General features: G+C 70.8%; 20 protein-coding genes and 1 riboswitch. Of the genes, 15 read left to right on the top strand and 5 right to left on the bottom strand.

The genetic code is table 11. The annotated features are described in order from the left end of the window. Position 1 precedes the first annotated feature (1 nt). From DEU36_RS07390 to DEU36_RS07370, 5 genes are all read left to right on the top strand, one after another. The gene (locus tag DEU36_RS07390) at positions 2–337 is read left to right on the top strand and encodes a hypothetical protein (protein ID WP_120263581.1); all 336 of its coding nucleotides are present in this window, start codon (positions 2–4) and stop codon (positions 335–337) included. Continuing rightward, positions 334–1572 carry a hypothetical protein gene (locus DEU36_RS07385; protein ID WP_120263580.1) on the top strand — a complete coding sequence of 413 codons (1239 nt, stop codon included), beginning with the start codon at positions 334–336 and terminating at the stop codon, positions 1570–1572. The genes DEU36_RS07390 and DEU36_RS07385 overlap by 4 nt, the downstream gene beginning before the upstream one ends. Before the next feature lie 42 nt (positions 1573–1614). Further along, positions 1615–2181, top strand: coding sequence for a hypothetical protein (locus tag DEU36_RS07380; RefSeq protein ID WP_120263579.1), 567 nt, complete (start codon positions 1615–1617; stop codon positions 2179–2181). After that, positions 2178–3029, top strand: coding sequence for a hypothetical protein (locus DEU36_RS07375; protein ID WP_120263578.1), 852 nt, complete (start codon positions 2178–2180; stop codon positions 3027–3029). The genes DEU36_RS07380 and DEU36_RS07375 overlap by 4 nt, the downstream gene beginning before the upstream one ends. 191 nt (positions 3030–3220) lie before the next feature. Continuing rightward, the gene (locus DEU36_RS07370; protein ID WP_120263577.1) at positions 3221–3832 is read left to right on the top strand and encodes a hypothetical protein; all 612 of its coding nucleotides are present in this window, start codon (positions 3221–3223) and stop codon (positions 3830–3832) included. A gap of 15 nt (positions 3833–3847) precedes the next feature. On the opposite strand, the gene DEU36_RS07365 is transcribed toward DEU36_RS07370, so the two are convergent. Continuing rightward, positions 3848–4378 carry a ribonuclease H gene (locus tag DEU36_RS07365; RefSeq protein ID WP_120263576.1) on the bottom strand — a complete coding sequence of 177 codons (531 nt, stop codon included), beginning with the start codon at positions 4376–4378 and terminating at the stop codon, positions 3848–3850. 106 nt (positions 4379–4484) lie between these two features. On the opposite strand from DEU36_RS07365, the gene DEU36_RS07360 reads away from it, so the two are divergent. The 4 genes from DEU36_RS07360 to DEU36_RS07345 are packed head-to-tail and all read left to right on the top strand — an operon-like array spanning position 4485 to position 8822. Continuing rightward, on the top strand, positions 4485–5147 hold the full coding sequence (locus tag DEU36_RS07360) for a GntR family transcriptional regulator (protein ID WP_183045311.1): 663 nt from the start codon (positions 4485–4487) through the stop codon (positions 5145–5147). After that, positions 5144–6664 carry an MmgE/PrpD family protein gene (locus DEU36_RS07355; protein ID WP_120263575.1) on the top strand — a complete coding sequence of 507 codons (1521 nt, stop codon included), beginning with the start codon at positions 5144–5146 and terminating at the stop codon, positions 6662–6664. Before DEU36_RS07360 ends, DEU36_RS07355 begins: the two co-directional genes overlap by 4 nt. Further along, positions 6664–7590 (top strand): methylisocitrate lyase, encoded by a 927-nt coding sequence (gene prpB / locus DEU36_RS07350; protein ID WP_120263574.1) that lies wholly within the window; start codon positions 6664–6666, stop codon positions 7588–7590. The genes DEU36_RS07355 and prpB overlap by 1 nt, the downstream gene beginning before the upstream one ends. A 41-nt stretch (positions 7591–7631) precedes the next feature. Further along, complete coding sequence (locus tag DEU36_RS07345) at positions 7632–8822, top strand: bifunctional 2-methylcitrate synthase/citrate synthase (protein WP_120263573.1); 1191 nt, start codon at positions 7632–7634, stop codon at positions 8820–8822. On the opposite strand, the gene DEU36_RS07340 is transcribed toward DEU36_RS07345, so the two are convergent. Next, the gene (locus DEU36_RS07340; protein WP_220700902.1) at positions 8762–12604 is read right to left on the bottom strand and encodes a choice-of-anchor I family protein; all 3843 of its coding nucleotides are present in this window, start codon (positions 12602–12604) and stop codon (positions 8762–8764) included. The two genes, DEU36_RS07345 and DEU36_RS07340, sit on opposite strands and share 61 nt — an antisense overlap. A gap of 119 nt (positions 12605–12723) precedes the next feature. Here DEU36_RS07340 and DEU36_RS07335 point away from each other — a divergent pair, with 119 nt between their 5' ends. Together DEU36_RS07335 and DEU36_RS07330 are read left to right on the top strand one after the other, a co-directional pair. After that, on the top strand, positions 12724–13500 hold the full coding sequence (locus DEU36_RS07335) for an enoyl-CoA hydratase-related protein (protein WP_120263572.1): 777 nt from the start codon (positions 12724–12726) through the stop codon (positions 13498–13500). Positions 13501–13508: 8 nt separating this feature from the next. Further along, the gene (locus DEU36_RS07330) at positions 13509–14438 is read left to right on the top strand and encodes a cytochrome b/b6 domain-containing protein (RefSeq protein WP_259455267.1); all 930 of its coding nucleotides are present in this window, start codon (positions 13509–13511) and stop codon (positions 14436–14438) included. Between the two features lie 196 nt (positions 14439–14634). On the opposite strand, the gene DEU36_RS07325 is transcribed toward DEU36_RS07330, so the two are convergent. The 3 genes from DEU36_RS07325 to DEU36_RS07315 all read right to left on the bottom strand — a co-directional run bounded on the left by DEU36_RS07325 (position 14635) and on the right by DEU36_RS07315 (position 17766). Then, the gene (locus tag DEU36_RS07325; RefSeq protein WP_259455266.1) at positions 14635–16038 is read right to left on the bottom strand and encodes an HNH endonuclease signature motif containing protein; all 1404 of its coding nucleotides are present in this window, start codon (positions 16036–16038) and stop codon (positions 14635–14637) included. Positions 16039–16197: 159 nt separating this feature from the next. After that, the gene (locus DEU36_RS07320) at positions 16198–16704 is read right to left on the bottom strand and encodes a GNAT family N-acetyltransferase (protein WP_120263571.1); all 507 of its coding nucleotides are present in this window, start codon (positions 16702–16704) and stop codon (positions 16198–16200) included. Positions 16705–16770: 66 nt separating this feature from the next. Continuing rightward, positions 16771–17766 carry a hypothetical protein gene (locus tag DEU36_RS07315; protein WP_147374369.1) on the bottom strand — a complete coding sequence of 332 codons (996 nt, stop codon included), beginning with the start codon at positions 17764–17766 and terminating at the stop codon, positions 16771–16773. Between the two features lie 117 nt (positions 17767–17883). Further along, a riboswitch (TPP riboswitch) is annotated at positions 17884–17980 on the top strand. Here DEU36_RS07315 and thiM point away from each other — a divergent pair. From thiM to DEU36_RS07295, 4 genes are all read left to right on the top strand, one after another. Beyond that, positions 17971–18789 (top strand): hydroxyethylthiazole kinase, encoded by an 819-nt coding sequence (gene thiM, locus DEU36_RS07310; RefSeq protein ID WP_120264423.1) that lies wholly within the window; start codon positions 17971–17973, stop codon positions 18787–18789. It overlaps the preceding riboswitch by 10 nt. Beyond that, positions 18786–19466 carry a thiamine phosphate synthase gene (thiE, locus tag DEU36_RS07305; protein ID WP_259455265.1) on the top strand — a complete coding sequence of 227 codons (681 nt, stop codon included), beginning with the start codon at positions 18786–18788 and terminating at the stop codon, positions 19464–19466. Before thiM ends, thiE begins: the two co-directional genes overlap by 4 nt. Continuing rightward, positions 19463–20986, top strand: coding sequence for a bifunctional hydroxymethylpyrimidine kinase/phosphomethylpyrimidine kinase (gene thiD / locus DEU36_RS07300; RefSeq protein ID WP_259455264.1), 1524 nt, complete (start codon positions 19463–19465; stop codon positions 20984–20986). The genes thiE and thiD overlap by 4 nt, the downstream gene beginning before the upstream one ends. Before the next feature lie 9 nt (positions 20987–20995). Next, entirely contained in the window at positions 20996–22048 is a 1053-nt protein-coding gene (locus tag DEU36_RS07295) for a LacI family DNA-binding transcriptional regulator (protein WP_120264421.1), read from the top strand. Positions 22049–22082: the final 34 nt, after the last annotated feature.

The following is a 22082-nucleotide window of genomic DNA, read 5'->3' as shown; positions in this document are numbered from 1 at the left end:
TATGCTGTTCCACGACGACCTGGGGAGGATCGTGATGGCCGACGGCGTAGAGATTCCGCTCGACTCGATGCAAGCGCTCAGCGACGCGCTGCACGAGATCATTGCCGAGTTCGAGGAGGCTGGCTCGCGTACCAGTGATCTGGTGGGTGCGATCGGCAACCCGCAGGGTGACAGCCGTCTCGCCCGTGCCGCCGAGGACTTCGAGTCGGAATGGGACGACAAACGCGAGACGCAGCGCCGCAACCTCGAAGAGATGAAGAAGCGGCTCGATGACGCCCGCGAGGGCTGGGAGCAGGCCGATCTGGAACTCGCACAGAGCATGGAGTCCGCCGAATGACCGAGAACTCGTACATCTACTCCCGCGAGGAGATGCCCTCGACGCCGGGCGGACGACGGGTCCGCAAGATCGAGGGGAACCCCGGTGTGATCAGCACGCGGGCGGCCGACATCGAGTCGCTCGGCGACAAGATGGCCCGCGCGGCGGCGACCCTCCAGCGGTTCGCCGACGGCACGGTGGGCCGAGGCGAATCGTTCGAGGCGGTCCGCGAGCAGGCGAAGGAGGTCTACGAAGACCTCCAGACGGCGGCACGCCGGTACCGACCCAGCGGCACCGCGCTGGCGGCGTATGCGACCGCGCTCAGCACCGTCCAGGCCGACAGCGACTGGCGGGTCGATGGCGCGAACCGGACGTGGCCCGAGGTCAACGAGGCATCGCGCGCCCTGAGTGGCGCGGAATCCGACCAGCACGAGTTCGACACCCAGGAACGCCTGCATCCCGACGTCGAGCAGACCGGCACGCGGCCCAGTACCGCCGGTGCGCAGGCCGCGTTCGACGCCGCGGTGTCGTCGTGGGAGGCCTACTGGGGAACCTACGACGCCCCCGTCGAGACGTGGGAGTCGGCCTACGACACCGCCGTCAACAGCCTCGAGCACACCAACGCCAACGGCGTGTCCGACAGCTTCTGGGACAACTCGATGCCGTTCGTCGAGGCGATGCTCGACGTGCTCCTCGTGGTAGGCGTGATTCTGCTGATCGTCGCGTTCGTCTTCACCGGGCCGCTCGCGCTCCTGGCCGGTGTGCTCGCCACCGTCGCAGGTGTGCTCAGCCTTCTCGGCGAGATCGCCAAGCTCAACGCGGGCCGCGGTGACTGGCAGAGCGTCGCCTTCGCCGCCGTCGGCATCATCCCCTTCGGCAAGCTCGCCAAGCTCGGCAACCTCGCCGAGTTCGCGAACGTGAGCGCTCGGTTCCCGCGCCTGAGCGGTGCGTTCCGGTTAGGGGGCAGCGAATTCGTCGATCTCCACAGCTCGCTCAACCGGTTCCTCGTCGGCCGGATCCCCGATCTGTTCACGGTGCACGGCCTCAACTCTCAAAACATGATGCGCGTGCTGCAGTTCCCCGCGTACGTCATGCAGGAGACCCGTCTCGTCGGCGGATGGCGAGCGGGCTGGAACGCGCTCGCCGGCAATCCGACCAACCTGCCCGAGGCGCTCGGTGGCTCCGTCGACGTCATGCTCGACGTCATGGGCATTCTCAAGGACGGCAGCGAACGCCTCGCCTCGCTATCGCGCTAGGCTCGGCAGCTGCCACATCCTCGGATTCCGGGAGGAACCGTCATGCCACTCGTCTCCGACCTCGCGCTCCGGGCGGACCCGTCGATCTGGAGTCGCGTCCCCGACACGATCGCCGACGCCGACGCGTGGATCGCGGCACGGCTGGAGGGAGTTCCTGCCGACTCTGCGCAACGCGTCGAAGATGCGGCACGGCTCGCTCTGTATGCGCGTCTGGGAAGTGAGCTGAGCGTCGCGCTGCTGCTCTCGGTGCCCGCTTCCGGCATCTTCGGGATGCTGGGCGTCCTCGGGCTCGGAGATGCCCCGGCTCCGTCGACGGCAGCCGGAGCGAAAGAGATCGCGGAGGCCCTTGTGCCCTCGCCCTGGGGAGCTGAGCTCGCGACGGTCTCGTGGGGCGTGGTTCGCGGGTGGCGCGCGACGGTCCTCGATCCCGTGGTGGGCGATGACTCGGTCGTTGTGGCGCAGACGATTTCGACGGTGTATGTCCTCGATCTCGAGGGGCGATGCGTCGTGGCGGCGTTGACCCCATTGGTGCCACTTGCCGCGGCGGCTGCTCACGTCCTGGCCGAGCGGGTGCTCTCGACTCTCTCCCTGTCGGGAGCTGCGGCATGATGATCGAAGCGCAATGGTCCGAACAGCTCGCCGCGGTGCACGCTGAGATCGCGCCGGCTCTCCCGCGAAATGTGGAGCCTCGCACTGTCGAGCTCGCGGCGTTCACGGCGGTCGGCGAGCGGGATCTCGCCATGCGCCTGTGGACGGAGGCCCGCGACGCGGCAGACGCTGCCCGGAGATCGGTAAGGGCCGGTCTGCGGGAGCGGCACGGTTCGCGCCGACCAGGCGGCTGGCCGCTCATGGTCCTGCTCGTGGGAGCCCTGTGCGCCGCGGTCGCGGCAGTGCTCTCGAGCGGCCTGCGCTTCGATCCCGCTGACACCGTGGCCACAGTCGTCACCCTGTCGGGGCTCGCCGCCCTCGCCTGCATCGTCGTCATGATCGCTGCGCGAGGACGGGCGCTGAACCGCGCCGTCATCCGGCTTCACGGCGTCGCCACGGTGGGGCTCGTCCTCGCCGCGGTGTTCACTGTCGGACGCGGCTGGGACACGACGGCGATGATCCTGCTGGTGACAGCGGCGATCGGGGTCGCCGGCCTCGTCGGTGTGCTCGTCGCACGTGCTCGGGATTCCGCCGACACCGAGCTCGTCGACACCGCGGAGAACGTCGCCCTCGCCGAGACGAAGCCGGAGGTCGAGGCGGTCGGCCTCCGGCTTCGCGCCGAGACGGAAGCGGCTCTCGATGCCGCGACAGCGGATCGCATCGTGGCACTTCGCGACACGGTGCTGGCGGAGATCGCGGCGCGGGGGATCACGCTCGAACCCGTGCCGCCGCGCACCCCGGCGGGTTCGGTGATCATCGACGCGCTGCTGGCAACGTGGGTGCCCGAGGTCATGAGGGGTGAAGTCTGAGGGCTGGCATGCACGCGGTTTCGGACGACCACATAAAGGCGCTGATCGCGCGTCAGACGCGGTTCGTGACCTCGGGTCCGAGGCCGTGCGTCGGTCCAGGTCCGGAGGCGGCCGGGACGATGACGGTGATGCGCGATGCGGTCTGACACAGCCGGCTCGATAGGCTGGCACCCCCGACGGAAGGAACCCTCATGTCGCTGCGCGCGGAGCTGATCGGTGAGACCGTGAGCGACCCGTCGTTCGCGGTGCTCCTGCCCACCGGCTGGGAGGCCCACGCGCCCGATCTCGCATCGGTGGACGAGCGTGTCGACGCCGCCGTCGCCGCGCTTCCGGTCGCTTCCCGAGGGGCTGCGCTGGCGGCGCTGCGCGAGGCGGTGGCCTCTGCCCGCGCCGAGGCGACGCGCGCCGACGTCATCCGCGTCTTCTCGCCGTCGCAGGTCGGTGAGGACGAGGCGATCCCGGTGTCGCTCGTCGCCTCGTGGCTCGTCGCACCCGCGGGGGCGACGGCCTCCGACCTGGGCGCGACGATGGTGCAGCGCTACCGGGCTCGACCGCTCGACGAGCGCGGGACGATCTTGAAGTGGTCTGCGGCGAAGACCTCCACGATCGAGGGTGCGGAAGTGCGCACGGCGGGTCACGGCTATCTCGTCCGCGTGCCCGACGAGAAGAAGCGCGCGCTCGTCTTCCGGTCGACGATCCTCCACGGTGTCGACGGGACGGAGATCCCCGACGACGGTATCGATGCGATGGAGCTCGTCTGCGACGCGATCGTCGCGAGCGTGCGGTGGCGCCGGCGCGATTGATCCGCGCTGCGCCCGTCAGCGCTTCTTCCTCGGCGCTTCCGAGACGTCGAGCTTCTCGTGCAGCCCGCCGAGCGACGACCAGGCGCTGGCGGTGCCCTTCGCGGCGTGCTCGGCGCCGCGCACGGCTCGCTCGTCGGCCCACTCGTTCAGGACATGACCGCGGTGCCCGCGGACGTGTTCGAGGATGACGTCGGGCAGGCCGCGCGCCCGACGGGCATCGCGGGCGGCGATGAGCTGCTCGAGGATGTCGCGGTTCTTCGTCGGCGCGCCGGTCGAGGTCTTCCAGCCGCGACGACGGTGGCCGTCCATCCACGACGCGTACGTGTCGATGGCGTACTTGGAGTCGGCCTGGACGACGAGCTCGCGGACGTCGGGGTGGTCCTCGATCGCCTTCAGCAGCCCGAGAAGCTCACCGATGTTGTTCGTGCCCTGCGGGATCGCTCCCGCGGCCCAGTGACCGTCCTCGCCGACCCAGGCCCAGCCGGTCGGTCCGGGATTGCCCTTGCAGGCGCCGTCGGTGGCCACGGTGTATCGGTCGGAACTCACTCGGGCAAGGGTACCGGGGGCCGGCCGACTGCGGTTTCTGTATACGCTCACATCGAATCCGATCACTTTCGAGCTGCGAGCGTGCCTCTGTGTATACAATCACTGCATGGTGGCCGAGGGTGGAGCACGAGCGGGAGAGCGCGCGTACGCCACTTTGCTGACCGAGATCCAGAACGGCGACCTCGCTCCCGGTGCCGTGCTCGCCGAGGTGGAGCAGGCGACCCGACTGGGCGTGAGCCGCACCCCGCTGCGCGAGGCCCTGAGACGGCTCGCCGCTGACGGCCTGGTGCGTCAGGCCTCACCGCGCGTGACCGTCGTCGCCGACATCGATCGTGACGACATCCGGTCGCTGTTCGAGGTGCGGCGCGCTCTCGAGGAGACCGCCGCGCGGCTCGCGGCGTCCCGGGGCGACGCTGCACTGTTCGCCGAGCTCGCCGCGGCGTTCGAGCGCACGGCGCAGGCTGAAGCGCCCGGGACGGGTGACCCCGACGCGTACTACGCGCTCATCGCTCGCTTCGACGCGGCGCTCGACGACGCCGCCGGAAACGCCTACCTGACGTCGGCGCTCACGAAGACCCGCGCTCACCTCGTGCGGGTTCGCCGCCTCGCACGCGACAACCCGGCGCGGCTCGCCGCCTCGATCGGCGAGCACCGGCTCATCGCGAGCGCGATCGCCGCCCGCGACGCCGACCTCGCGGCGCACGCCACCCATGTTCACCTGCACAACGCCCTGACCAGCATCCTCGACTCCCTGGAGGCATCCGCATGACCGTCAGCCATCACGTCCGCGTCCACCGCAGCGACGAAGAGCTCGCACGCGAGGAGCAGCTCGCGTGGAAGATCGCGGAGGTCGCGGTCGACCCCGTCGCGGTCGAGCCCGACGTCGTCGGGATGATCATCAACCGCATCATCGACAACGCCGCGGTCGCGGCGGCATCCCTCACCCGGGCGCCCGTCAGCTCGGCCCGCGCGCAGGCCCTCGACCACCCGGTCTCGCGGGGCGGCGCGGGGGCGAGCGTGTTCGGGGTGACCGACCTCACGAGCCCCGAGTGGGCCGCGTGGGCGAACGGCGTCGCGGTGCGCGAGCTCGACTACCACGACACCTTCCTCGCCGCCGACTACTCGCACCCGGGCGACAACATCCCGCCGATCCTCGCGGTCGCGCAGCACGTGGGCGCCGACGGTGCGGCACTCGTGCGGGGCCTCGCGACCGGGTACGAGATCCAGATCGACCTCGTGCGCGCGATCTGCCTGCACAAGCACAAGATCGACCACGTCGCTCACCTCGGGCCCTCCGCCGCCGCAGGAATCGGGACGTTGCTGGGCCTCGACGCCGCGACGATCTACCAGGCGGTCGGTCAGGCGCTTCACACGACGACCGCGACGCGCCAGTCGCGCAAGGGCGAGATCTCCACGTGGAAGGCGCACGCCCCCGCCTTCGCCGGCAAGCTCGCCGTCGAAGCGGTCGACCGCGCCATGCGCGGCGAGACGAGCCCGAACCCGATCTACGAGGGCGAGGACGGTGTCATCGCGTGGCTGCTCGACGGGCCGGATGCCGCCTACGCGGTGCCGCTGCCGGCTCCGGGGGAGCCCAAGCGCGGCATCCTCGACTCGTACACCAAGGAGCACTCGGCGGAGTACCAGGCGCAGGCGTGGATCGACCTGGCGCGCAAGCTCCACGGCGAGCACCCCGAGCTGGTCGACCCCGCGAACGTCGAGAGTGTCGTGCTGCACACGAGCCACCACACGCATTACGTCATCGGCTCGGGCGCGAACGACCCGCAGAAGTACGACCCGACCGCTTCGCGGGAGACGCTCGACCACTCGATCCCGTACATCTTCGCGGTCGCCCTGCAGGACGGCGGCTGGCACCACGTCGATTCGTATACGCCCGAACGGGCGGGCCGCCCCGATACGGTCGAGCTGTGGCGGAAGGTCACGACGGCCGAGGACCCCGAATGGACGCGGCGCTACCACTCGGAGGACCCGGCCGAGAAGGCGTTCGGCGGTCGCGTCGAGATCCGCCTGACCGACGGCTCGACGATCGTGGACGAGATCGCCGTCGCCGACGCGCACCCGCTCGGCGCCCGGCCGTTCGCGCGCGAGGACTACATCCGCAAGTTCCGGATCCTCGCCGAGCCGGTGCTCGAGCCGGCCGAGATCGAGCGCTTCCTCGACCTGGCGCAGCGCCTGCCCGAGCTCACGGCTGACGAGGTGCGCGAGCTGAACATCGTGGCGCGCGACGGTGTCATCGCGTCGGCTCCGAACCCGAGAGGACTGTTCTGATGCTGTACTCGCGTACGACGGCGGCAGACAAGCGCCGCATCCTGCGTGAACGTCTCGCGAGCGGTGAGACCCTGCGTTTTCCGGGAGCGTTCAACCCGCTGTCGGCCCGGCTGATCGAGCAGCGCGGCTTCGACGGCGTGTACGTCTCGGGCGCGGTCATCGCCGCCGACCTCGGTCTGCCCGACGTGGGTCTCACGACCCTCAGCGAGGTCGCCGGACGCGGTCAGCAGATCGCCCGGATGACTGAGCTTCCCGCGATCATCGACGCCGACACGGGGTTCGGCGAGCCGATGAACGTGGCGCGCACGATCCAGACGCTCGAAGACGCGGGCCTAGCCGGCTGCCACATCGAGGATCAGGTCAACCCGAAGCGCTGCGGGCACCTCGACGGCAAGAGCGTCGTCGACGAGAACACCGCGGTGGGCCGCATCCGGGCTGCCGTCGATGCCCGGCGCGACGCGGACTTCCTCATCATGGCGCGCACCGACGTGCGGGCGATCGAGGGGATGGATGCCGCCGTCGACCGCGCCCGCGCGCTCGTCGATGCCGGGGCCGACGCGATCTTCCCCGAGGCGATGCGCGATCTCGCCGAGTTCGAGGCGATGGCGGCCGCCGTCGACGTGCCGATCCTGGCGAACATGACCGAGTTCGGGAAGTCGGAGCTGTTCACCGTCGACCAGCTGCGCGACGCGGGCGTTCGGATCGTGATCTGGCCCGTCTCGCTGCTGCGTATCGCGATGGGCGCGGCTGGCCGCGCGCTCGACGAGCTCACGACAGCCGGGAATCTCACCGCGAAGCTCGACGAGATGCAGCACCGAGCCGACCTGTACGACCTCGTCGACTACGAGGGCTACACGCGTTTCGACTCGTCGGTCTTCGACTTCACCCTGTCGACTCGCCAGAATGAGTCGATCGACCGGGGCTGAGACCCGCAGATTCTGGCTACTCGACGGAGAGGGAACAGGACATGACCGAGCAAGAGATCCGCAAGGGGCTCGTGGGGGTCGTCGCGGACGTGACGGCGATCTCGAGAGTGAACCCCGACACGAACTCGCTCCTCTACCGGGGCTACCCGGTGCAGGAGCTCGCCGCGACGCAGCCGGTCGATGCGGTTGCGCACCTGCTGTGGCACGGCGAGCTGCCGACCGGTGACGAGCTCGCCGAACAGCGACGACAGGCCCGGCCCCAGCGCGCGCTGCCGGCGGAACTGCGCGAGGCGATCGACCGGATGCCGCTGGACGCGCACCCGATGGATGAGGTCCGGACCGCCGTGAGCGTCCTCGGCGCGCTCGACACCGCCGGCGCGGCATCCGTGCTCGATGCGGTCGGAACACCCGAACGCAATCTCGCCCGCAGCCTGCGCCTGTTCGCGGTGCTGCCCGCCATCGTCGCGTACGGGCAGCGTCGCCGCCGGGGGCTCGCGCTCATCGATCCGCGCGACGATCTCGACGACGCGGCCAACTTCCTGTGGATGACCTTCGGAGAGGAGCCCGACCCGGTCGTGGCCGACGCGTTCAACCGGTCGCTGATCCTGTACGCCGAGCACTCGTTCAACGCCTCGACCTTCACGGCCCGGGTCATCGCCTCGACCCTCAGCGACCTGTACTCGGCCGTCGTCGGCGCGATCGGCGCCCTGAAGGGGCCGCTCCACGGCGGGGCGAACGAGGCCGTGATGCATGTGTTCGATGAGATCGGCGACGCCGCCGGCGTCGAGGCCTGGCTCGACCGGGCGCTCGCCGAGAAGCGGAAGATCATGGGGTTCGGTCACCGCGTCTATAAGCGCGGCGACTCGCGGGTGCCGACGATGAAAGCGGCGCTGGATGCGCTGGTCGACCACTACGACCGGCCGGATGTCGCTGAGCTCTACGACACCCTCGAGCGCGAGTTCACCGGCCGCAAGGGCATCTACCCGAACCTCGACTACCCCTCCGGGCCCGCCTACAACCTCATCGGGTTCGACACGGTGACGTTCACGCCGCTGTTCGTGGCGGCGCGGGTCGTGGGGTGGACGGCTCACATCATGGAGCAGTACGCCGCCAACGCGCTCATCCGGCCCCTGTCGGCGTACGACGGGCCGGATGAGCGCCACGTCGACGGCTACGTCGCTGATGAAGCCGAGGTCGAGGCCGCGGAGCGCCCCGAGGAAGCCACGGGCTGACGGCGACGCGCCGCGACCAGCAGGCCGCCGAGCGCGAGGGTGAGGATGCCCGCCACCGCGAACCCGATCGGCGCGGTCCCGCCCGTGACGGCGATCGTGCCCGCAGGCGCCGCCGCCGTCACGGTCACGCCGACCTCGATGGGCGCGAGCGTCCCCGACGTCACGACGAGGCGGTGCGCGCCGACCTCGAAGTCGCGCGGGATCGCGATCGAGAACGCCGTCCGGCCGGCCTCGTCAGCCGCGGGGATCCCCGTGACCGCGACCGGGTCGCTGAACAGCGTCGCCGCGGTCTGCTGGCCCGGCTCGAGGCCGGTCACCGTCACTGCGAGGGTTCCGCCCTGCGCGACCGTGGTGCTGCCAAGCTCGACCGTCGCCCACGGCTGTGCTGGCTCGGCGGGCTCGCCGGGTTCGCCGGGCTCCGTGGGCTCGCCGTCACCGGGGGCGCCTGGCCCGGGGAAGCCGGGCTGCTCGGCGGGCGGCTGCTCTCCGGAGAGATACGCGCGGTTCGCCGGTGCGGGTGAGACCGGGCCGACGGCGGCGAAGAACTCCACCGTCGCCTGCAGGTCGACCTGACCGGAGTCGGTCGCGCTCGAGCCGGTCGCGAAGGTCGCGAAGTTGTCGCCGCCGCCCGCGAGGAACGAGTTGGTGACGACGCGGATCGTCGTGGTGGTGTCGTCGACCGCGAGCTGCTCACCGTTCAGCTGCATCGAGCGGATGCGCGAGCCTGAGGGTGCTGCCGGGTCGTACTCGAAGGAGAAGCCCTTCGACACGCCCATGGCGAGCTTGGGACGTGATGCCCCGGCCGGCTGCCACTGCTCTTCGAGCACCTGCTTGATCTGTGCCGGGGTGAGCTCCAGCGTGACCAGGGTGTTCGCGAACGGCTGGACATTCGCGACCTCGCGGTACGACACGGCTCCGCCGTCGTCGCCGAACAGCAGGTCGGCGCGGAGGCCGCCCGGGTTCATGAACGCCACCTCGGCGTCGCGCCCACCGTAGGCCGGGTTCTGCGATGTGGCCCAGAGGTACACGTCGGCGACGGTGTTGCCGAGCGTCGAATGCACGCCGCGGTCCTCCGATCCCGACGCCGTCTTGCCGCGCATGATGTCGGCGGTGATCGAGCCCACCTGCACCCGGCCCTTCTCGTCCGCGACGCGGACCGCTTCCGCGACGACCGCACGCGTGTCGACGTCGGGGAAGGCGATCGGCTGGCCGAGCGCAGGGTCGATGAGCGGCACGGTGCTGCCCGTGATGGACTCGAGGTCACCGGCATCCGTCAGCTCGATGTCGAGGGAGCCGAGCGTCGTGCCGTACTGGTGCGCCTGGATCACCGGGCGACCACCGATCTCGCACGCGTACTTCTGGTGCGTGTGAGCGGACACGATCGCGTCGATGTCGTCGGACGCGCCGCGGACGAGGTCGCCGAAGTGGCCCGACTCGGTCGCGATCGCCGCGCAGTCCGAGCCGGCCGACCCTTCGTGGGCGAGGAGCACGACGACATCGGCGCCTTCGGCGACCGCATCGGCGGCGGCGTCGTTGGCCGAGGCGACCTGGTCGCGGAACTCGATGTCGGCGATGCCCTGCGGGCTGACCATGCCGGCGGTCTGTTCGGTCACGGTGCCGACGAACGCGATCCGCGTGCCGTCGACCTCCTTGATCGTGTAGGGCTTGAGCGCGTGCTCGTCGGTGCCCTTGCGGAAGACGTTTGCGCCGAGGGCGAAGTCGCTGAAGGCGCCGGCATCCGCGTTCTCCTCGAATCGAGGGATGACGCGACCGGTCAGGTCGTCGAAACCGCGGTCGAACTCGTGGTTGCCGACGGCGCTGACGTCGAGGCCGGCGGTCTTCAGCGCGTCGATCGTGGGAGTGTCCTGATCGATGAACGACTCGAACGCCGAGGCGCCGATGTTGTCACCGGCCGAGACGAGCAGGGTGTTCGGGTTCTGCTGGCGGAACGTGTCCACCGCACCCGCGAGGACCGCGGCACCCGCGACGCCGCCGGACTCCGGCACGAGGCGGCCGTGGAAGTCGTTGATCGTCAGCACGCGGATGTCGGGCTGCGCGACGGGAGCGCCGCCGACGAGCTGCTCGACGCTGTACAGGGTCGTCGTTCCCGACACCTCGTTGCCGACCGCGAGCAGCGGCTGGCCGGTGGGGGAGCGGTGCGCCCCGATGAACTGGATGCCTTCGGGGCCGAGGTCGCCCGCCGCGGGCGAGTCGGCAGCAGCACTGAAGTCGCGGTTGTTGACGTACGTGACGTACGTCGGCGCCTTCGGGTCGGTGATGTCGTAGACGATGACGCCGCCGACGCGCTCGAAGCCGATGAAGGCGTACGTGCGGCCGCCGACGGTGCCGATCGACAGGTTCTCGGGCTCGGGGCCCTTGTCGTCGCTGCGTCCGTCGAGGTTGGCCTCGGTGTGGTTCGAGTTGAAGTAATCGGGTGCGACGCGGGCGAGGATCCGTTCGAACTGGTCGCCCGAGTCGAACACGAGCGTTCCGTCGGTGCCCCAGATCGAGAAGGAGCGGCCGCCGAGGGAGGACAGCTCGTCGTAGCAGCTGCCGTCGCCGCGCAGTCCGTTCTCGACTGAGACGTTGAGGCGTCCGAGTGCTCCGTCGCCGAGCTTCGCCGCGAGCGGCGAGTCCGCGCAGACGGCCGGGAGCCCCTTCTTGCCGAGGTCCTTGACGCGGACTGCCTCGGCGTAGTCGCCCCATTCGCGGGCGTCGCCCTCGTTGGCGGTGACGAGGTAGGTGCTGGTCTTGCCGCCGACGGCGGCCGAGTACGACTGGATGCCGTCGGGCATGTACATGCCCTTCAGCCCGGCGTACGTGGCGATGGTGATCCCGCCGTCCTTATCGCTCGCATCGAGACCGTTTCCGGTCGTGCCGTGATCCTTGAGTCCGAGCGGCAGGATCTTGGTGACCTCGGCCTTCGCGAGGTCGACGACGGCGATCGCGTTGGCCTCTTGGAGTGCGGCGTAGGCCGTCGTGCCGTCGACGGTGATGTACTCCGGCTCGAGGTTGCGGCTCACGCGGTTGGCGGCGAGGGGCTTGTCGCCCTGGTCGGGCGCGGCGACATCGGGTCCGAACACGCGGACGCCCGCGGGGAGCGATTTCGACCCGCCCGTTTCGAACGCGCCGAAGCCCGCGATACGCACGGCCGACTGTGCGGGGGCGGACACGGTCTTGGGCAGCGCGACGACGCCGATCGAGCCTTCCGGGTCGAGCGAGAAGTCGTCGGCGGGTTCGCCCTCGTTGGCGACGACCGCGTACGCGCCGTCCTTGGAGATCGTGACCATGTCGGGCAGCGCGCCGACGGTGACGGCGCCCAGGCGGGTGGATGCCGCGTCATCGGCATTCGCGTCGAAGAACACCAGCGTTCCGTTCGCGGTCTTGTCCTCTGCCTCGAACGCGACGACGCCGAGCCCGTCGTCGCGAATCGCGAGGGAGTTCGCCGTGCCGGCATCCGAGATGGTGAACAGCTCGACCGGAGTGGTCGGGTCGCTGTTGTCGAGCACGGTCACCGAGCCCGCTTGCGCGTTGACGACGTACAGGCGGTCGCGGTACGACTGGACGATCTCGGCGGCCGACGCATCGAACTTGCCGGTCTCGTGCGTGCCGATGGGCGTGAGCGAAAGCGTCGCGCCGGGGGCGGAGTCGGTGATCGGAGCGGTGACGAGCGCGGCGGATGCCGCGGTGAGCGGGGTCAGCGCGAGGGTGCAGGTGAGCGCGGCCGTCGCGACGGCGGCGAGCGTGCGGGGAACCGTGCGGCTCCGGGCAGGCGAAGGCATGGGTGTCCTCTGGTCGGGTGAACGGGTGCAGGTCGTGAGTACTCCGCGCACGTGTCCGGGACGTGAATGCCCGGCAACTGGTCGGAGACGCGCGGTGGGGCGCGTGGCACGATGAGGGGATGAGCGACTACACGACGATCATCAGCGAGACGCGAGGGCGCGTCGGCTGGCTGACCCTGAACCGACCCGAGGCGCTGAACGCCCTGAACTCGACGCTCGTGACCGAGCTCGCGGACGCGGCGACGGCGTTCGATCGCGACGAGTCCATCGGCGCGATCGTCGTGACCGGCTCGGAGCGGGCGTTCGCGGCGGGTGCGGACATCAAGGAGATGGCGGGCAGGAGCGCCCGTGAGATGTCGATGGATAACCCCTTCGCGGCGCTCGAAGAGTTTTCGCGGGTGCGCACTCCTGTCGTCGCCGCGGTCGCCGGGTTCGCGCTCGGGGGCGGGTGCGAGCTCGCGATGATGTGCGACATCGTGCTGGCGGCGGACACCGCGGTCTTCGGGCAGCCCGAGATCGATCTGGGCGTGATCCCCGGCATCGGCGGCACGCAGCGGCTGACGCGTGCGATCGGGTACTACAAGGCGGCCGAGCTGGTGCTGACCGGTCGGCGGATGCCGGCAGAGGAGGCTGAGCGTGCCGGGTTGGTGTCGCGCGTCGTCCCCGCCGCACAGCTGCTCGACGAGGCCGGCGCGGTGGCTGAGCGGATCGCGTCGAGGTCGCTGCCGGTCGCCTACGCCGCCAAGCAAGCGTTGCGTGCCTCGCAGGAGACGACCGCCGCCGAAGGGCTTCGCCTGGAGCGCACGCTTTTCGCATCGCTGTTCGCCCTCGACGACCAGAAGGAAGGCATGGCGGCCTTCGCCGAGAAGCGCAGTCCCGAGTTCCGGCACCGCTGATTCGTCGAGTGCTGGTCGAACGCGGGTCCGCCATCCGCCGTCGGGCGGCGATCGTGCTCGTCGGCGGGGTGATGCTGGTGCTCGTGGCTGCCGGGGCGGTCGCGTGCGCCCGGTGGGCGCTGAGCCTCGATGCGGTGCGCGGGTTTCTCGACCGGTACCCGGGGGCGTACCCGCTGCCCGAGGGTGCGCCCGTCGGATTTCCGGCGTGGCTCGCCTGGCAGCACTTCTTCAACGCGTTCCTGATGGTGCTGATCATCCGCACCGGTCTGCAGGCTCGTAGGGAGAAACGCCCGAAGGTCTTCTGGTCGCCGCGTGGTCGGCCGAAGCGGCGGACGAGCCTGACGATCTGGTTCCATCAGGCGCTCGACGTCTTCTGGGTCGCCAACGGAGTGGTGTTCGTGATCCTGCTGTTCGCGACGGGGCAGTGGATGCGGATCGTGCCGACGAGCTGGGAGGTGCTGCCGAACGCGGCGTCGGCGGCGTTGCAGTACGTGTCGCTCGACTGGCCGACCGAAAACGGCTGGGTCAACTACAACAGTCTGCAGCAGCTCGCTTACGCCACCACGGTCTTCGTCGCCGCTCCGCTCGCGGTGGCGACCGGGCTGCGGCTGAGCACCGTGTGGCCCCGCGGCGACGCGCGGATGAACCGGATCCTGCCGCTGGAGCCGGCGCGCCGCCTTCACGTGCTCGTGATGCTGTTCTTCGCGGTCTTCATCGTGACCCATGTCGCACTCGTTCTCGCCACGGGAGCGCTTCGCAACCTCAATCACATGTATGCCGCACAAGGATCGGTGGACCCGACGGCCTACGCCGACAACTGGACCGGCTTCTGGCTGTTCGTGCTGTCGCTCGGCGTCATCGTCGGAGCGTGCGTCGCTGCCCGTCCCGCCGTGCTCGCACCGATCGCGCGCTTGTTCGGCCCGACCATCACCCGCTGATCGCGGACGTGACCCGGCGTCGCGGCGTCGCGGCGTCGCCGGGCCCGGTGTCGCACGCCCCGGTGTCGCAGGCACGATGTTGCCGCGCTCGGGCGCAGGCGCGCTGTTGCCTCGCTCGGAGCGCGGGGCATCCCGCTGGGGCATCCCGCTGGGGCATCCCGCTCGTCCCCGGCGCGGGACTGCCCGGCCCTCACGATCAAAATGGTGGTGGTTCGGGTGGCGGTGCTCCGCCGGTCCGACCACCCGGTGGCGGGTCCACCGTGCCGGTGGTGAAGCACACAGCCGGTGTCGGTATGTCTTCGCGGTAGACCCGTCCGAGGGGTGAGGTCCATTCCAGGACCCCGCCACCAACCTGCCGCACTTCCCACCGGGTGAATTGCTTCATGGAGTGGTGTCGTTGGCAGAGGTGGGCGAGGTTGTGGAGGTGGGTGTGGCCGCCGAGGGCGTAGTCGATGGTGTGGTCGAGTTCGCACCTGATCGCCGCCCGCCGGCATCCGGGAAACCGGCAGTGCTGATCCCGTGCGGTGAGGAGCTTCTTCATCGCGACGGTGGGCCGGTACGTGTCGATCTCGACCGGGGTGCGGGTGACCGGGTCGATGAAGAGCCGGTCCCACTCGGAGACCTGTCCGGCGAGTTCACGCGCCGTGTCGGCGTCGATCAGTCCGGCCCCGACAGCGTCGGCGGGGTGCTCGTCACGGCCCATCAGGGTCTCCGCCGTGACGGTGACCTGTACGCGTGCGCGGATCGCGCCGAGCCCGCCGGCCCGGTCCGTCCCGTAGGTCGGGTCGACGACGGGCGCGCCGCCGAGGACGAGGTCGCCGAGAATGTCAGCACGCAGTTGATCCATCGTCCGGGCGTCAGGTGCAGCATCTGCCCCCGCGCCCGCAGCACCGGCCGAGGAAGCATCCGCCTCCACCGCATCACCGCAACCACCCGCATCCCGGGCGTCTTTCACGGCTTGTCCCATCTGGGTGAGCCGGTCGAGCATCCCCACAGCGATGACGGTGGGGAGGTTGGCGACGAGGTTCGACATCCCGTCGGCCCCGTGGAACACCCGCACGCACCGCTCCGCCGCCGCAGCACCATGCCGCTCCGTGAACGACTGGGGGTGCACCCGCGCCGCCAAAACCTCGAGCGCACCCCGCACCCGGGACGGCACATCCCGCTCGCACACGCCGATCGCGGCATCCGCGAACGACTCCCGCACCTCGTCCGGCAGCCCCGCCCCGACCCGCACGACCACATCGACGTGTCCGCGTTCGATCCGCCGCTCCACCCACGCCGCGAACACAGCCGGGTAGTCATCGATGACGGTCATCGCGTGGTCGATCTCGCCCTGCAACCGCCGATCCGTCAACCGCGCCATCCCGGCCGCCTCAGCCGCGACCGACCGCAGCTCCATGTCGGACGCCAAGCCCCGCACCCCATCGCGCCGGGCCTCCCGCAACGCCGACCTGCCCAGGTCAGCCAACGCACGCATCCGCGCAACATCCGCGGCATGCGAGAGATCGAGCGCTTCCGCGTACCTCGCGAACGCGAGCACCTGTGGGGGCGCGGAGTCACCGCATCGCACCTCGCCGCTCCTGTAGTTCGCTGCCATGTTCCCATTGTGGCAGCGAGGTACGACATCACTATCGAATATATCTACGAGCGAGGATAACTCGCCGAACCATCCGATGGGGAGGAATGACAACAAACGCCCCCACCGAAGCCGGGCAGGCGCCAGCCGGACCGGACGCCGGCCAGAGCGGACTTCATGTCAGCGAACGAAGCGGACCTCGGTCAGCGTCTCACCGAGGAAGGGCTCGGTGTGGGTCTGTCCGTCGAGCGTGAAGCCGTTGCGCTCGTAGAAACGGTGCGCGCGGGGGTTGTCCTCCGCGACCCACAGGTAGATCCCCTCGTCCTTCTCGACGGCGGCATCGAACAGGCGCTGGCCGATGCCGGTGCCGTGCCACGCGTCGAGCAGGTAGATGAAGTAGAGCTCGCGCATCCGAGGCGCGTCGCGGTCGCGAGCCGGGCCCGAACCCACGAAGCCGACGATCTCGCCGCGGACGAGCGCGGCGTACATCCGGAAGTCCTCGCCCTGCGCGGCCCAGTGCGTCCACAGCTCGGCGAGTCGGCGAGGCGACACGCTCTGGAGCGCGGCCGTGCTGATGAGGTGGTCGTAGGTCTCGTGCCAGCAGGTGGCGTGCACGCGCCCGAGGGCTTCGGCGTCGACATCCCGCACCGGACGGACGACGATGTCGGTCTGCAGTTCGGCTTCCATGGCCAGACTCTACGCGCGGGTGGCGGTGGCGTGAAATCGAGCCGTCGGGGTTGCGCCGCGGGCTCATCAGGCTCCGAGCTCGACTCCTTCTTCGGCATCATGGCCGGCCGCAGCCTCACCCTCGGCCGCTGCCTCGACCGAGAGCAGACCGACCTCGCCCGGGCTCCACCCCGCCGCGACCAGGCGGGCGCGGAGCGCCGTCTCCACCGCCGCCTGTTCGCCGCCAGCGCGCAGGCGCGTTCCCGTTCGCGTCGCGCCGAGCACCGCGTCCGGATCGAGCGCCCGTGCCGCGGCGAGCAGCTCGTCCCTCATCCGATCCGCGCGGGCGGTGCCGAGCGCCGTCCGCACGATGTCGAACGAGCTCAGGGCGACCGACCACATCTGTCCACGGCCGAGCGACGACGCGGCAGGCGGGCGTCGCGCCGCCGCCGTCGCGCTCCGGTCCGACAGGATCATCAGCAGCGCGACACCCGTGAGAAGCACCAGGACGGCCCCGGCGAGGGTCGTCGGCACGACCGACATCCATGAGCGGAAGAACGGCGAATCCCACCCGGCCGTCAGCCCCGCTACGGCGCGGCACGTGGAGAAGGCTGCGTACGCTGCCATCGCCGAAGCGAGGAGCCACGTCCCGCGTCTCGCGGCGATCGCGGGGTGCCTCGCTGCCACGGCGGTCAATCCGCAGGCGACCGCCACGACCAGCACCTTCACCGCGAGTGAGGCGGGGAGACCCACCGCGGCGGAGACGACGCCGACCACCGCGGCGAGCGACGCGGCGATGCCCGCACGCGCCAGGACGTTGCCGCTGAACGAGCCGAGGCCCGCGAAGACCAAGCCCGGCGCCAGCACCATGGCGACGTCGCTGATGACGAGGGACGCGGGGTCTCCGGTCTGGGTGTGCACGAGATGCAGCAGGCTCGCCGCCATCGCGGACAGCGCCCCGACGATCGCGAAACGCAGCACCTCGCCGCGTCGACGCCAGCTCGGGCGTACCGCGAACAGGTAGACCAGCCCGACGATGGTCGCCAGGCACGCGCACACCAACGCCACCCCTGCTGTCAGCACGGCCCTCACCCCCTGGCGCGCCGGCCCGTGAGCGCGCTCACTCGCAACCTACGCGCTGCGGGGGCCAGGAGAAAAGGGAGCCGTCATCTCGGCACCGAAACAGGCCTGCTATGGTCGGGTCCCGACACGGGGTGCCCGCGACCGCGAGCTGAGATCAGACCCGTCGAACCTGCTCCAGTGCAATGCTGGCGAAGGGATGTCGAGATGCGCGATGTCGTGCCCACCGTCCGAGGTCCGGAGGCGGCGCTCCGAGCGCTGCGGGATGCCGCCCCGCTCACGCACTGCGTGACCAACGCCGTCGTCACCGGCTTCACCGCGAATGCGCTGCTCGCGCTCGGTGCGAGTCCCGCCATGGTCGACATCGAGGGTGAGGCCGGGATCTTCGCCGGGGTCGCCGACGGTGTCCTGCTCAACCTCGGAACCCCCACGCCGCAGCAGCAGGCCGGCGCCCGCGAAGTCGTCCAGGTGACGCGACGCTGGGTTCTCGACCCGGTCGCGGTGGGGACGCTGCCGGTCCGGACGGCGCTCGCCGCCGAGCTCGTCTCGGCTCGGCCCGCGATCATCCGCGGTAACGCGTCGGAGATCGCGGCGGTTGCCGGCAGCGGATCGGGCGGTCGCGGAGTCGACAGCGTCGACGATCCGGACACGGTGCGCGACGCAGCGCTGTCGCTCGCGCGTCGCACGGGGGCGGTCGTGGCGGTGTCGGGTCCGGTCGACCTGATCACGGACGGAGACCGGATCGCGCGGGTCCGCGGGGGAGACCCCTTGCTGACGCGCGTCACCGGCGGCGGCTGCTCGCTCGGTGCGACTATGGCCGCCTTCCTCGGGGTGACGGCCCCCCTCTCGGCGGCGGTCGCCGCGTCCGTCGCGCACAAGCGAGCGGCCGAGGCCGCGGCATCCGTCTCTTCGGGGCCGGGTTCGTTCGCCGTGGCCTTCCTCGATGCGCTCGCCGCGCTCGCGCCCGACGAGCTCGACGAGTCGCGGGTGTCGATGGAGGTCTCGACGTCGGGCGTTGCGCAGTGATCCGTCGCGAGTCCCTCGCCCTGCACCTCGTCACCGACGACCGCGTCGGCTTCGAGGCGCTGCCGTCGATCGTCGATGCTGCCGTCGCCGGCGGGGTGACCCTCGTGCAGCTGCGTGACAAGACGTGCGAGGCGGCGGAGCTGGTGCGCCGCGCGCGTGTGCTGTCGGATGCGATCGCGGGGCGGGTGCCGCTCCTCATCGATGACCGGGTCGACGTCGCCCTCGCCGCGCGGGACGCGGGTGCGCAGGTCGACGGCGTGCACCTCGGGCAGAACGACATCCCGCCCATCACCGCGCGCAGACTGCTCGGGCCGACCGCCGTGATCGGTTGGACGGCGAACACCGAAGACCATCTGCGGGCCGCTCACGCGATGCCGGAGGGCACCCTCGACTACCTCGGAGTCGGCGTCATCCGGCCGACGGCGACGAAGGCCGATCACCCGCCGGCACTCGGCATCGCGGGGTTCGCGGCGCGGGCCGCGTCGACCCCGCTCGCGTGCGTCGCGATCGGTGGCGTCGGCGCCGATGACGTCGTCCCGCTCCGCCGGGCGGGCGCGGCCGGGGTCGCCGTGGTGTCGGCGATCTGCGGTGCCGCGGATCCCGCTGCCGCGGCCCGGGCCTTCACCGCTGCGGCGGCCCGTCATTCACGCGGCGCGTCGGACGGAGCGGCGCGGTGAGGGCGCGGGCGGCGGGGATGCCGCGGGCGGTGCGCGTGCCGCGGGTGCTGAGCATCGCGGGCACCGACCCGTCCGGAGGTGCGGGCATCCAGGCCGACCTGAAGTCGATCGCCGCGATGGGCGGCTACGGGATGGCCGTGGTGACCGCTCTGGTGGCGCAGAACACCCGCGGCGTGCGGGCGGTGCACGCGCCGCCCGCCGAGTTCCTGCGCGCGCAGCTCGACGCCGTGGGCGACGACGTCGAGATCGATGCGGTGAAGATCGGGATGCTGCACTCCGAGCCGCTGGTCGCGGTCGTCGACGACTGGCTCGCGCGTCGGGGTGGCGACCTCGTCGTGCTGGACCCCGTCATGGTCGCCACGAGCGGCGACCGCCTGCTCGATCACGCGGCGGAGGCGGCGATCCGTGCCCTCTGCATGCGCGTCGATCTCGTGACACCCAACCTGCCCGAGCTCGCCGTTCTGGCCGACGAGCCGGTCGCGGGCACCTGGCCGGACGCGCTGGCCCAAGCGCTGCGGTTCGCCCGCTCGTCGGGGGCGACGGTACTCGTGAAGGGCGGGCACCTCGGCGGCGACGAATGCCCCGACGCCATCGTGACGCCCGAAGGCGTCGCGGGGGAGGTGTCACGGCCGCGCATCGCCTCGACGAACACCCACGGCACGGGATGCTCGCTGTCCGCGGCCATGGCGACCCTCGGCGCAGCCGGCCGGGGCTGGAGCGATGCGCTCGCACGCGCCACGGACTGGCTCGCCGGCGCGATCGCCGCCGGTGCCGCTCTCGCCGTCGGCGGGGGCAACGGTCCCGTCGACCACCTGCACGAGATCCGCCCGCAGCTTGTGCCGCCGGCGCCGCCCGTGTCGTGGACGACGCAGGCATGGGCGGATGTGGCCCCGCTCCGCGCCGCGGTCGACGCGTGCAGCTTCGTCGACGGGCTGCGCACGGGCGAGCTCGATGAGTCGGTGTTCGCCTGGTATCTCCGGCAGGACGCGCTCTACCTGTCCGAGTACGCCCGCGTGCTCGCCCGGGCCAGCGCTCTGGCGCCGCGGAGCGACGAACAGGTGTTCTGGGCGGAAGCGGCCGCTACGGCGGTCGCGGTCGAGTCCGAACTGCACCGCGCGCGGGTCGGAGCGGATGCCGCAGCCCCCGCTCCCGCGACGCTCGCCTACACCGACCATCTGCACGCCGCGACTGCTCGAGGGTCGTACGGTGAAGTGGTGGCCGCGCTCCTACCGTGCTTCTGGCTCTACGCCGACCTGGGCGAGCGCTTCGTGCTGGCCTCGCATGCCGGGCATCCCTATCGCGACTGGCTCTCGACCTACGCCGATCCGGCCTTCGCGGCCTCGAACCGTTCCGCCGTCGAGATCGCGGAGCGGGCTGCGAGCGAAGCATCGGCCTCGGAACGTGAGCGCATGAGCGTCGCGTTCGCGCGGTCGATGCGTCACGAGCTCGCCTTCTTCGAGGCTCCTGTCGCCGCGGTTTCCGCCGCAACATGGCCGAACGAGGAGATGTGCGGGGCCTAGTCTGTGCTCATGCCGAAGCAGCAGGCCGGCCGAGCCACCATGAAGGATGTGGCGGCGCTCGCCGGAGTCTCGGCGAAGACGGTCTCGAACGTGCTGACAGGCACCGCGGCTGTGCGCCCCGAGACGCAGCAGCGCGTGGAGTCGGCCATGCGCGAGCTCGACTTCGTACCCAACCTCAGCGCCCGGGGCCTGCGCAACGGCCGCTCCGGCGTGATCGCCATCGCGCTGCCCGACCTCGCGACGGCCTTCTCGGCAGAGATGCTGCATCACCTCGTCAACGCTGCCCACCAGCGCGGCTACGCCGTGCAGATCGAAGAGACGGCACTCGAACCCCAACGCGAGCGCGACCTCGTCTCACGGGCGCGTCAGCATCTCGTCGACGGCGTGGTGCTCAACCCGATCCGCATCGAGGACAGCGTCGTGGACCGCGACCACCGGCTGCCGCCCGTGGTTCTGATCGGCGAGGTCGAGCAGCATGTCACCGACCGGGTCCTCGTCGACAGTCGCGCCGGGGCGCGCGACGCGGTCGCGCATCTGGTGGCGCGGGGCGCGCGACGCATCGCCGCGATCGGCGGCGATGAGCAGTCGGCCCTCGCCACGGCGACGAGCCGTCTGCGCCTGGCGGGTATGCGAGACGCGCTCGTCGAGGCGGGCCTCGAGCACGACCGGCACCGCGAGGTCAACGTCCTGCCCTGGAACCTCGAGGCGGGCGCGATCGGTGTCCGGACCCTCCTCGAGCGCCGGGTCGACTTCGATGCCGTGCTGTGCTTCACCGACTCGATAGCAGTGGGCGCGCTGCATGCGCTCGCCGAAGCCGGCATCCGGGTTCCCGACGACGTCCTCGTGTGCGGCTTCGACGACATCGAGCAGTCGCGATACACGACGCCCGAGTTGACGACCGTGTCGTTCGATCGCGATGAGTTCGCGCGCGCGACCGTCGCACTCCTGGAGGAGCGCATCGCGGCTCGCGACATCCCGGTGCGCGCGGTAGCGATCGAGCACCGCGTGATCGCCCGGGCCAGCACGGGCGCGGCGCCCGGGGGCGTTCTCGCGCGTCGCTGACGCCTGCCCGCGGTTGTCAGCGGCCATCGGTGGC

It is taken from the genome of Microbacterium sp. AG238 (assembly GCF_003610405.1).
Lineage (GTDB): Bacteria > Actinomycetota > Actinomycetes > Actinomycetales > Microbacteriaceae > Microbacterium.
Note: the sequence above shows the minus strand (reverse complement) of the source record. Positions and strands in the feature narration are given on the sequence as shown.

Coding starts and splice junctions, on each gene's coding strand:
- DEU36_RS07390 (WP_120263581.1), top strand. CDS start 2: ATGCTGTTCCACGACGACCTGGGGAGGATCGTGATGGCCGACGGCGTA.
- DEU36_RS07385 (WP_120263580.1), top strand. CDS start 334: ATGACCGAGAACTCGTACATCTACTCCCGCGAGGAGATGCCCTCGACG.
- DEU36_RS07380 (WP_120263579.1), top strand. CDS start 1,615: ATGCCACTCGTCTCCGACCTCGCGCTCCGGGCGGACCCGTCGATCTGG.
- DEU36_RS07375 (WP_120263578.1), top strand. CDS start 2,178: ATGATGATCGAAGCGCAATGGTCCGAACAGCTCGCCGCGGTGCACGCT.
- DEU36_RS07370 (WP_120263577.1), top strand. CDS start 3,221: ATGTCGCTGCGCGCGGAGCTGATCGGTGAGACCGTGAGCGACCCGTCG.
- DEU36_RS07360 (WP_183045311.1), top strand. CDS start 4,485: ATGGTGGCCGAGGGTGGAGCACGAGCGGGAGAGCGCGCGTACGCCACT.
- DEU36_RS07355 (WP_120263575.1), top strand. CDS start 5,144: ATGACCGTCAGCCATCACGTCCGCGTCCACCGCAGCGACGAAGAGCTC.
- prpB (WP_120263574.1), top strand. CDS start 6,664: ATGCTGTACTCGCGTACGACGGCGGCAGACAAGCGCCGCATCCTGCGT.
- DEU36_RS07345 (WP_120263573.1), top strand. CDS start 7,632: ATGACCGAGCAAGAGATCCGCAAGGGGCTCGTGGGGGTCGTCGCGGAC.
- DEU36_RS07340 (WP_220700902.1), bottom strand. CDS start 12,604: ATGCCTTCGCCTGCCCGGAGCCGCACGGTTCCCCGCACGCTCGCCGCC.
- DEU36_RS07335 (WP_120263572.1), top strand. CDS start 12,724: ATGAGCGACTACACGACGATCATCAGCGAGACGCGAGGGCGCGTCGGC.
- DEU36_RS07325 (WP_259455266.1), bottom strand. CDS start 16,038: ATGGCAGCGAACTACAGGAGCGGCGAGGTGCGATGCGGTGACTCCGCG.
- DEU36_RS07320 (WP_120263571.1), bottom strand. CDS start 16,704: ATGGAAGCCGAACTGCAGACCGACATCGTCGTCCGTCCGGTGCGGGAT.
- thiM (WP_120264423.1), top strand. CDS start 17,971: ATGCGCGATGTCGTGCCCACCGTCCGAGGTCCGGAGGCGGCGCTCCGA.
- DEU36_RS07295 (WP_120264421.1), top strand. CDS start 20,996: ATGCCGAAGCAGCAGGCCGGCCGAGCCACCATGAAGGATGTGGCGGCG.